The sequence below is a fragment of the Candidatus Propionivibrio aalborgensis genome (genome assembly GCF_900089945.1).
In the GTDB taxonomy this organism is placed as follows: Bacteria; Pseudomonadota; Gammaproteobacteria; order Burkholderiales; family Rhodocyclaceae; genus Propionivibrio; species Propionivibrio aalborgensis.
This window is the reverse complement of the sequence record NZ_FLQY01000147.1, coordinates 1-10,230: the sequence shown is the minus strand read 5'-3', so window position 1 is coordinate 10,230 and position 10,230 is coordinate 1. Positions and strand designations below refer to the sequence as shown.

Genomic DNA, 10,230 nt, shown 5'->3' with positions numbered 1-10,230 from the left:
GTCTTAGCGTTTGGGCGGTTGTCTGCTTTGGAGAAGGTTCTCGAAGGTCCGATTCTGGCCGATCTCAGCCATCGCTTGAAGTCGCACTTCTCTTGCATTATGAATTCCACGGGGCGTAATTCGGAAACCAATCCACCCGCGCCGGTTACCTTGCTTATGTTCCTACAGTCAAAGAATGTGGGCAGTTTCACAAGGTCAGCGGCTTTGCGCCACATCGGCGAGAAATTCCGAATAGATTTTTCCGAGCGCCTGCTCCATCGCCACTGCGAAAGCGCCCAAGGTATCGTCGCTGGCGCGCTGTTCCGCCCGATAGGTCTTTTGCAGGCGCGTTCTACCACCCGTCTTCAGGCTGAGTTCGAGCGCCACCACGGCCGTGCTGTTCCGGCCGGAGAGCACTCGTTCGAGGTTGACGATGCGCCCGTCGATCACGTTCGGCGCCTGGCCGTCTCCTGCCAGATTCAGCGCACCGCCCAGGCTGGCCAGGAAATTCTCGCGCACCAGTTGAGCCGGTGGATAGAGCCACAGGTGGTAGTGGTATTGGCGCAACTGACGCTGGCTGGCTTCCTCGCTGTAAATGATCGGCCGTTCCGCGTAGAGGCTGTCGGCACTGAAGGCGTGCACTGCGACGGCGCCGGACAAGGCCACGGGCGCCGATGGAACTTGCACCGGTTGCAGGCGGTAGAAGCGGTCGGTCGGCGCCGGCGGCACGCTGCCGCAGGCGGTCATCAACACCAGCATGACGAAAGTCGAAAGGATGGCGGTCAGTCGGTTCATTGCGTGGCTCCTGCGGCGTCGGTCGGCGGCCGACTCTGGATCAGCGCAGCCGGATTTTCGCGTATGGTGCGCGAGAACTCGTTGATGTTGCGCCCGGCCGATTCGAGTTGATAGAGCGTGGCATCGATACGGCGCAAGGAATCCTTGATGCTTGTACCGCTGTTGCTGACGATTCCGCGCGTATCCTTGACCAGCGCTTCGACCTCGGCACGTACCATGGAAAGATCGGACAACAACTTCAGCGCGTTGGCCGAGGCGCCATCGGCGTTCTGCAACAACTGGCTCCAGTGCTGCACATTCTTGTCGCTGAACAGGGTATCGATGCGTCCGGCGGTGCGGTTGATGCGCTCGATCGTCGAGCGCATGTCGGCCATCGCCGGCCCGACGTTCTGGTTGATCTGCGCGAGCATCGGCCTGATGCTGGTCTCGGTGATCTGACCGAGCTCGGTGGCCAGCGCGGCAACCGACTCCATCAGGTTGGCGCTGCGGCTTCCCGGAATATCGCCCCCCGCCGCCAGGATTTCGCTGCCGCTGCCTTCCTTGATCTCGACCAGCGGCGCACTGAGCAACCCCGGCGTCGCGATCAATGCGCGGCTGTCCACGGGAATGCGCACCGGTTGTCTCAGGTTGAGCGTGATCCGGTATGCCGTTCGATTTTCGCGCGCTACCGGCTCAACCTGAGAGACGTTGCCCACTTCGAATCCCTCGTAGGTCACCACCGTGCCCTCCTTGATGCCGGAGACATTGGAAAAGTGGGTGAAGTAGATATCGCCCTTGGCGCTGTGCCCCGTGATCCGGTAGAGAGCGTACAAGAGTACGCCGGCCATCAGCAGCACAAAGCCGCCGACCAGCAGGTAATTGACATTGTCGCGCTTCATCCTTCGTACCTCATGCTCAGAAAATCTCCCGGGTCAGTCGTTCCATGTATTCTTCGGCGTTGATGTTTTCGTTTCTTGGCGTGCGGTTGAGCAACGACTGTATGCGCTGATTGTCGCTGGCGCGGACGGCGGCAACCGTATCCGACATCAGAATACGCCCCTGATCGAGGACCGTAATGCGGTCGGCAATCTTGAATGCGCTTTCCAGCTCGTGCGTCACTACGACGATCGTCATGTTCATCGCGTCGCGCAGGATCAGGATCAGCTCGTCCAGTTCGGCCGATACCACCGGATCGAGACCTGCCGAAGGCTCGTCGAAAAACAGCAGCCGCGGGTCCATGACGATGGCCCGCGCCAGCGCCGCGCGCTTGATCATGCCGCCTGACAACTCCGCCGGCATGAGGCTCTCGAAGCCGGCGAGATTGACCACCTCCAGCTTCATGCGGCTCATGATGCGTATGGTGTTCTCGTCGAGCTTCGTGTGCTCGCGCAGCGGCAACTCGACGTTCTCGCCGACCGTCATCGAATTGAACAACGCGCCACCCTGAAAGGCCACGCCCATGTTCTTGCGCAGATCGTACATCTCGTCGGCGCTCAGTTTCGTGATGTCCTTGCCAAGCAGCTTGATGCTGCCCGAGGTCGGCTGGTGCAGGCCAAGCAAATGGCGCAGCAGCGTGCTCTTGCCCGAACCGCTGCCGCCCATGATGACCATGATCTCGCCCTGTCGCGCCTGGAAGCTGATATCGTCGAGAATCTTCCGGGGCCCATAGTGGGTGACCAGATTGCTGACGTCGATGGCGAGGTCGGTTGAACTCACCGTGAGTGCCCGGCTTTAGAAACAAGACATCCACCACAGAGACACAGAGGCGCAGAGAAAACACCCAGTTCAACAGCAATCTCCTCTGCGAAATCTCTGCGCCTCTGTGTCTCTGTGGTAAAGGTCATTTTGTTGGCCGTCATCGCCTAACGGCTTGTAAGAAACGTAAACACCATATCCGCGAGGATGATGCCGATACAGCCCAGCACCACGGCGCGCGTCGTCGCCCGACCCACGCCCTCGGCGCCGGCGTTCACATTGAAACCGTTGGCCGCTCCGATAAGGACGATGATCACGGCAAAGATGAAGCTCTTGATCACGCCGTGGATCACGTCATCGACGGCCAGCACTTCGAAGGCCCGGTCAAAGAAAATGCCGATCGGCAGACTCAGCTCGCCGGCGCAGTATAGTGCCCCGCCGAACAGCGCGACCAGATCGGAGAGGATGGTCAATGCCGGCAGGGTCAGCAACATGGCGGCAAGCAGCGGCGCCACCAGGTAGCGCACCGGGTTGATCCCGATCACGCGCAGCGCGTCGATCTCTTGCGAAATCTGCATGGTGCCGATGCGCGCGGCGATTGCCGAGCCGGAACGTCCGGCGACGAAAATTCCGGTAATCAGCGGCGCGAATTCACGCGTCACCGACAAGGAGATACCTAGCACCACCTGCCCCTCGGCGCCGAAGGTTCGCAACGTATAGATCCCCTGAATGGCCAGCATCATGCCGGTGGCGAATGAAGCCAGCGCGACAACGGGAATCGCATTGATGCCGACGCCGACGGCTTCCTTGAACACTGCGCCCAGACGCACCGGCTGCCGCCGCCAGCGCCCGAACAGCAGCCAGTAGAACGCTTCGACCATCAAGGCGGCGTGGTAGCCGACTTCCCTGACCGACTGCAGACTGTACTGGCCGACCTGCGATACGAAGGAAACGATGGCGTTCATGTGTGCCGGTAACAAGGCTTCAAGCGCAACGCAAGCTCGGACACCACGTCCATGCCGTGCCTAAACGACATCATCGAGCGACGCATGAATCGGAAACACCTTGTCGAGCCGCGCCAGCTTCAGCACGTTCATTGCCGACTGCGCGACCGCCACCAGCGCGAAATCCAGACTCTGCTTGCGGGCCGCCTGATAGCCCTCGACAAGGCTGGCCACGCCGGAGCTATCCATATAGCTCACTCCCGAAAGATCGACCAGCAGCGGCATTTTCTTCTTCATGCAATCGAGGATCACCTCGCGCGCGCTCGGTGACGAATGCAGGTCAACTTCGCCGGAAAGGTAAACCACCATGTACGGCGTCCGGTATTCTATCTGTATATCCACTTGGGCTCCCTCAATAGATACGCTTGCTCAATTGCAGGCAGTTTGCATAACCCTCCGGCGGCGGCTGGTAGGCCACGCCGTCCATCAACTCGCGCATGAATCGGACGCCAAGCCCGCCGGGGCGCAACTCATGCAGTTCGCGCGGACGCAGATCGGCATCCGTCGCGGGCAGACCATTATCCAGCAAATGCGCCACCAACACATCGTCATCGATACACAAACGCAGGGTGAAACTCTGCCCTGGCGCAAACCCGTAGCCGTGCTTGATGACGTTCATGCACGCCTCATTGATTGCCAGCACCATCTGCTCGCTGAATTCTTCGCCACCATGAACGCGCTGGCACGCTTCGCGAACCGCCGCGCGCACCCCCGACAGATCCTCGGTACGCGCCGGAAATGTCCGGTCGAGCAGCTCGGCCATCAGCCGATCACCAGCAGCGTCAGATCGTCGCGCAGGCGCACGCCGGGGCGAACCAGCGCCTCGACCACGCGTTCGAGCTGTTCGGCGGGAGGCAGCATGGAATGCCTGTCAAGCAAAGCTTTCAGGCCGAACAATTCAAGCATCCCGCCATCTTTTGACCAGCCCTCGGTCACGCCATCGGTGAACACATACAGCCGCCCGCCATCGAGCAGCAAACGCTGCTCGGTGTAGGTCATGCCCTGCAAAACACCGAGCGGCGGCGAGGATTCTTCAAGCTCGCGATATGTCCCGGAGCGGTTGCGAAAGAGCGGCGGCTGATGCCCGGCATTGGCGAACAGGACTTCGCCAGTCGCCGGGTCGTAGACACCGGCCGCCATCGTCACGAACATGCCCCGACTTGCGGTTTCGGCAATTTCATCGTTGAGTATGGCCAGCAACTGGGGCGGATTGTGCACCGTCTTGCCGAGGCAGCGGAACAGGCTGATCGTCTTGGCCATCAACATCGCCGAATTCATCCCCTTGCCCGACACATCGCCCAGGCCCCAGGCAATGCGCCCGTCGGCCAGGGTGAAGAAATCGTAGAAGTCACCGGAGACCTCCAGCGCCGAGAGATTCAATCCATGCACTGGGAAGTTGGCCGCAGGCTGATCGGGCAGCAGATTGCGCTGAATTTCGCGCGCCAGATCGAGTTCGCGCCGCATGCGCTCCTGCTCGACCAGTGCCTCGGTCATTTGCGCGTTGTGCACGGCCAGCGAAACCATGCCGGCCAGCACCTGCAGGAACTGCTTGTCCGCCAGATCGAAAAGGCCGTCACCCTTGCGCTTGTTGATCACTTCCAATGCGCCCAGCATGCGCCCCTTGACCGTCAGCGGGGCGCACAGGATGGAGCGGGTCGTAAAGCCGGTGTGGTCATCGACAGCGGTGTTGAAATCCCCGTCGACCGATACGTCGCGCACCATCTGGACGGTATTTTCCGCCAGCGCGCGCCCGACGATGCCCTGATTCCTGTCGATGGTCAGCCCCTTGATCGAGACCGGCCCGGCACAAGCCAGACAGGTCAGCTTTTTGTCCGTCTCGCCGTTACCGTTCCTTTCGTCGAGCAAAAAAATGGACGCCGCTTCGGTGTCCATGTAACTCATGATCTGCTGAATCGCGTTAGCCAGCGTTTCGTCCATCGCCGGCGTGCCAACGAAGTCCTGGCTGATCGCCAGGAGCAATTCCATATCGCCCGTCAGCCGGGGATTGGCACCATTGTCGGCCAGTTGTTTGGCGTGTTCGATCGACACTGCAGGCGGCTCCGATACGTCATGTTGCTGGAAGACGCATTATCCTTGATTCCGCACCTCACCGACCAGGCAAGACAACTTCAACGGTTTTGCCTCCATACCCGTATTTCTGATCTCTGCCCTGGATCACGACTGCGCGCACACCGGGAGGTATCTTCACTCCGTACAAATCCCGGGTAAATGGCTGCTCGCCGGCGTGATCATGGAAGAGCGTACGCTCACCGAAGACCGTACCGTCGCGGCCCATGGCGCGAAATGCATCGGCGTATCTTCGGGGTGAGTCGTACGGTGAAGAAACCGTGACGTCAAAGTCGAATGAATCCGCTCCGCGCGCCTGCACCGTGGCGGAAAGAACATCAGGATATTTCTGGGCGGATACTTCCTCCGCTGCCAAGGCGGTATGACTCGCGAAGGTCTGGGCGAAAAGCGCGAAGGAGAGGAGGCAGAATCGGTGGCGAATCATGGGTGGCATTGCAGGGCAGCTCCGACAGACATGAAGAGGTTAACCGTCTTGATGGTCGCTCAGGCCAGCGTGTCGGCCAGCAGGGTTGCAATTCCGAGGAAGGAGAAGAAACCAGCCACGTCGGTGACTGTGGTGAGTACGATGGATGACGATTGGGCGGGGTCCATGCCGAAGCGGGACAAGGCAATCGGCACCAGCGCCCCGGCTATACCGGCAATGACCATGGCGATCACCATGGCGCTGGAAATGACACTCACCAGGCCAAGCGAACCGCTCCAGGCGTAGACGCCAATCGCCGTGGTCGAGGCCACGGCGAGGCCATTGATCAGCCCCACCCCAGCCTCCTTGGCGACCACGCGCGGCCAGTGGCGCAGGCTGATCTCACGCAAGACCAGACCACGCATGGTCACAGCCAGGGCCTGAGCACCGGCGTTACCCGACTGGCCCGCCACCACCGGGAGCAGTACTGCCAGCGCCGTGAATTTGGCAATGGTGCCTTCAAACAACCCCACCACGGCGGCGGCGAGAAAAGCCGTGAGCAGATTGATCTGCAGCCACGGCAGGCGCTTGCGAACAGCAAATATCGAACTGGACAATGCCCGCTCGTCGCGGCTCGCGCCGACCATGGTCTGGATGTCGATGCTCGTTTCTTCTTCGAGCGTGGCGAGCAGAGCCGCATGGCGAATGATGCCGACAAAGCGTCCGTCAACATTTATCACCGGCAATTCGGTGATCGGCTGGCGTTCGAGAATGCTCACCACGTCCTCCTGCGGATCAAGCGCGTACACGACCGCCAGCACCGGCAGTACGATCTCGCGCAGCGGCCGGGCATGCTCTGCCACCGCCAGATCCTGAATCTCGACACGGCCGGTGAGGTGGCCTTCGTTGTCCACTACAAACAACTGGCGCAAGCCGTGACGCTTCAGCCGGCGCAGGCGTTCCAGTGCCTGACCCACGGAAAGGCCGGCATGCAGTGGACTGACATCGGGATCCATCAAACGTCCTGCGGAATTTTCCGGATAGCGCAGCAGTTCGCGCAGCTCGTGCGCCACCTGGGCGTCAAGCTCGGTGAGACGGCGTTCGCGTTCGCTCTCGTCCCATTTGGCCAGTACGGCAACACTGGCAATCGGTTCGGCCTCGGCCAACAGATGCCGTGCCATGGCCTCCGGTACGCGCTCCAGGATGGCTCTCGCCACGTCGGGCCCAAGCACCTGCCATGCTCGCACTACCGCGTGCAGGGGTTGTGATGCCAGCAGCTCGGCGCCGTCGTCGGGCGACATGGACTCCAGTTGGCGTGCAGCCTCATAGGGGAAATCGAGCAGGTAACGCCGATTCAGAGCGGCGACTGCGTTGAGATTGGCGGTATTCATTTGTCCCCCGGCAGTACGGGTTGCGCTGGAGGCAGGACGGCCAGGCCGACGCGCAGAAGGCCCGAGACCGTATCCCAGTAACCGCGCGCGAGCATACCCGAGAGCGTTTCATCGGGAGTGTCGGTGTGTCCGGAGTGCCCACGTGACAGGGTTTCGGCCAGCTTCGCCGCGTGCAGAACACCGATGAATCGATCGCCACGTTCGACGACCGGCATGATGTTGGTCTGTTTCCAGGCCGGATGAGCGGCGGCTCCAGAGAGCGGCATGGCGACCGGCAGTACGCCGGCAGGCGGACGCATCAGCGCGGCCAATGACATCGTCTCGTGCGCGCGCAGCAGCACCTGCAATCCGACGATTCCCTGCAGCCGCTGGCTTTCATCCACCACGTATATTTCGTTGGCCTCCAGACCGGGGTTGCCGCGCACTCGGGCCAGCGCTTCGCCTGTTGCCGTGTCCGACCCCACCACAATGGCTTCCGGGTCGGCCCACGCGCCGACCGTATCATCGGGATAGCCGAGCAGCATTCGCGAAGCCAGTGCCGTCGTGGTGGACAGCCCTTCGATGAGTGTTGTTCGGCGCGGCTCCCGGACGTGTCGCAGCATCGCCACAGCGCTCTGCACTCCGGTAGCCGAGAGCAGGCCAAGTGCAGCCTGATCGTCCAGAGCAACGAGAATGCGCGCGGCGGCAGGCGACAGCATCGCCTCCAGCACAGGTGCCGCCGCGCGGGCCGGCAGATTCGTGAACAACGCTGCGGCATCCGCCACGGAAAGCCTTTCCAGCACCTTGGCCGCATCGACCGGGTGGGAAGAAACGAAGGCCAGCGTAAGTGTTCCGGCTTCAGCCATTGCTGCCTCGCGTCTTGACGGTCAGGGGATGTTCATTGAACAGACTGGCAGGCAGCATGACCCGCCCGTCGGCAGTTTCGATAATCAGGTTGGTTGCCGTAATCTCGAGCAGGCGTCCTTCGTGCCCGGCGAACTGCAGGGTTTGACCCACGGTAAAGGCCAGCCGCAGATGGTGCGCGGCAATCAGGTTGGCCACATGCCCGCGGGCACCGAAGCCGACCGCCAACGCCAACCCTCCGCCGACCGTTATCGCGATAGCGCCGATAAAAATGGCCAGGAAGGTGATGCGAATGCCGATCTGGTCCGCGCCGACCAGGATGGCGCCCACCAGAATGCTGATACGGACGACACGCTCCAGCATGGCGCTTTGGCCAGGCTCCAGTCCGGTCACGGTCGCCTGCATCAGTTCGGCGGCAAAGCCGGACATCAACCAGCCTGCGGTAAGGATCAGCAGCCCGACGATCAGTGTCGGCAGATAATCGATAAGCTTGCTCAACCAGTCGGTGAACGCCTGCAATCCGAGAACCTGTGTGGCGGTGGTGACGAAGAACAAGAGCACCAGCCAATAGACCACAGTGCCCACGACCACGGAGCCGCGCGCAACGCGGAAGCGCGACAAACCGGCAGGCAGTCCCAGCCGCGGCAACACGGTGTCAATCAGCAATGCCGTGCGTATGGCCAGTGCGCGCATCGTTTTTGCCACGACCCAGCCGACGAATACGAGCACAATCGCGGCGGCAAAACTCGGAAGATACGACACCAGACGCTCGAGAATCGCCGTCGCGGCGTGGATACCTGAATCGCTCAAACTACGTACATCACTCATCCGCTGTACTCCACTGAAAGGCTCGAGAGAAATGGGGATACAAAAGGAAATACAAATACGGGGAAACCATCCAGCGTAAGTCGCCCCCGATACAGCATCCTTTTGTCAGCGCATGTCTGTCAAGCAACTGATTCAGACTGACTACTCACACTGCGCAGTTGGTTCTATCGGCAAATGACAATCTCGACAAGCGTTTTGTTCAGTAAGGTTTGCACCAAACTTCCCGAACGGCTTGGCGACGGTCAGTCATGAATATCCTCCTGACGCCCGTACCGGAAAGGATTTCAAGCGTGTCGCCGATAGACTGCAAAGAAATGTGGTACCGGCGGCTCCTGATCGTCGTCGTAGGCTACGAAACGTATCTCCGTCAAACCGGCACGCAGGAAACCGTCGATCTCGTCCCGGTCCAAGGCCAGAGGAAATGAGTCAAGTTGTTCGCCCGCATTCCGGCTACGGCACGAAACCACGATTTCGCCCCCTGGGGCGGCCAGGTCCGAGATGGCGGCCAGCGCCTGAACCCGGCTCAAGCCGGCCAGAATCTGAATCGTGTTGCACTCGTAAACCAGATCGAATCCGCGCAACCATGCCGAAGGCGGGTTGAACAGGTCGGCGACCCGGTAGTCTACGGTGCTCGCGGGATAGCGCTGCCGGCACATGGCGATAGCCGACGGGGAAATGTCGAAAGCGGTGACGCGATAACCGTACCGCGACAAGGCCTCGGCATCGTCGCCCAAACCGCAACCGATCGTGATCGCACGCATGCGGTCCGACGCCCCGCGTTCCTTTAACCAGTCGAGCAGCCAGGGGTTGGGCTTCAGATCGGCCCAATACACCTTGCCGATGTCGCCACCGGCTCGGGCGTAGAACTCCTCGAACCATCCGTTCGGATCTCCCTGGTCGGCGTATTCCCTGGCCAGACGTTGCGTTGCGGATTTGGGATTGCCCATGTGCGGCTCCTCTAGTGTCTCACCACATGATGAAGGCATCGCAATTCAACAGACGAAGAATATCGCTTCCGATCCTGACCAGTCTTCAGTTGACCTGTCGCTCGGCCGGAGCGCTGGTCAGATCGTCGTCAATCCAGGCCTCGAATAGAGTGTAGGTCACGGCCAGCGCCACCGGACCGATGAAAAGTCCGATCAGGCCAAAACCGAGCATACCGCCGATGACGCCGGCAAAGATGAGGAGCAGGGGCAAATCGGCGCCCTTCTTGATGAGCACCGGG

Annotated in this window: 12 protein-coding genes and 1 pseudogene; all 13 read right to left on the bottom strand. The window is 60.9% G+C overall.

Annotated features, from left to right (window positions below):
- Positions 1 to 195: 195 nt before the first annotated feature.
- A complete protein-coding gene (locus PROAA_RS08725) occupies positions 196 to 774 on the bottom strand; it encodes an ABC-type transport auxiliary lipoprotein family protein (RefSeq protein WP_186410977.1) in 579 nt (192 codons plus the stop codon).
- Positions 771 to 1,652: an MlaD family protein gene (locus tag PROAA_RS08720; protein WP_186410976.1), complete on the bottom strand. Its 882-nt coding sequence runs from the start codon at positions 1,650 to 1,652 to the stop codon at positions 771 to 773. The genes PROAA_RS08725 and PROAA_RS08720 overlap by 4 nt, the downstream gene beginning before the upstream one ends.
- Positions 1,653 to 1,668: 16 nt before the next feature.
- Positions 1,669 to 2,469 (bottom strand): ABC transporter ATP-binding protein, encoded by an 801-nt coding sequence (locus tag PROAA_RS08715; RefSeq protein ID WP_186410975.1) that lies wholly within the window; start codon positions 2,467 to 2,469, stop codon positions 1,669 to 1,671.
- A 146-nt stretch (positions 2,470 to 2,615) separates the two neighbouring features.
- Complete coding sequence (locus tag PROAA_RS08710; RefSeq protein ID WP_186410974.1) at positions 2,616 to 3,413, bottom strand: MlaE family ABC transporter permease; 798 nt, start codon at positions 3,411 to 3,413, stop codon at positions 2,616 to 2,618.
- A gap of 60 nt (positions 3,414 to 3,473) precedes the next feature.
- Entirely contained in the window at positions 3,474 to 3,794 is a 321-nt protein-coding gene (locus PROAA_RS08705; protein ID WP_186410973.1) for an STAS domain-containing protein, read from the bottom strand.
- Between the two features lie 10 nt (positions 3,795 to 3,804).
- Positions 3,805 to 4,215 carry an ATP-binding protein gene (locus tag PROAA_RS08700; protein WP_186410972.1) on the bottom strand — a complete coding sequence of 137 codons (411 nt, stop codon included), beginning with the start codon at positions 4,213 to 4,215 and terminating at the stop codon, positions 3,805 to 3,807.
- Entirely contained in the window at positions 4,215 to 5,501 is a 1,287-nt protein-coding gene (locus PROAA_RS08695; protein ID WP_186410971.1) for a PP2C family protein-serine/threonine phosphatase, read from the bottom strand. The genes PROAA_RS08700 and PROAA_RS08695 overlap by 1 nt, the downstream gene beginning before the upstream one ends.
- A gap of 58 nt (positions 5,502 to 5,559) precedes the next feature.
- Positions 5,560 to 5,973 (bottom strand): hypothetical protein, encoded by a 414-nt coding sequence (locus PROAA_RS08690; RefSeq protein ID WP_186410970.1) that lies wholly within the window; start codon positions 5,971 to 5,973, stop codon positions 5,560 to 5,562.
- A gap of 50 nt (positions 5,974 to 6,023) precedes the next feature.
- Positions 6,024 to 7,334 carry a magnesium transporter gene (locus PROAA_RS08685; RefSeq protein WP_186410969.1) on the bottom strand — a complete coding sequence of 437 codons (1,311 nt, stop codon included), beginning with the start codon at positions 7,332 to 7,334 and terminating at the stop codon, positions 6,024 to 6,026.
- A complete protein-coding gene (locus PROAA_RS08680; RefSeq protein ID WP_186410968.1) occupies positions 7,331 to 8,179 on the bottom strand; it encodes a magnesium transporter MgtE N-terminal domain-containing protein in 849 nt (282 codons plus the stop codon). Before PROAA_RS08680 ends, PROAA_RS08685 begins: the two co-directional genes overlap by 4 nt.
- The gene (locus PROAA_RS08675) at positions 8,172 to 9,005 is read right to left on the bottom strand and encodes a mechanosensitive ion channel family protein (protein WP_186410967.1); all 834 of its coding nucleotides are present in this window, start codon (positions 9,003 to 9,005) and stop codon (positions 8,172 to 8,174) included. Before PROAA_RS08675 ends, PROAA_RS08680 begins: the two co-directional genes overlap by 8 nt.
- Positions 9,006 to 9,289: 284 nt before the next feature.
- Complete coding sequence (locus tag PROAA_RS08670) at positions 9,290 to 9,952, bottom strand: class I SAM-dependent methyltransferase (RefSeq protein ID WP_186410966.1); 663 nt, start codon at positions 9,950 to 9,952, stop codon at positions 9,290 to 9,292.
- A gap of 85 nt (positions 9,953 to 10,037) precedes the next feature.
- Positions 10,038 to 10,230 (bottom strand): annotated as a pseudogene (locus PROAA_RS08665) (AI-2E family transporter); the annotation flags it as partial.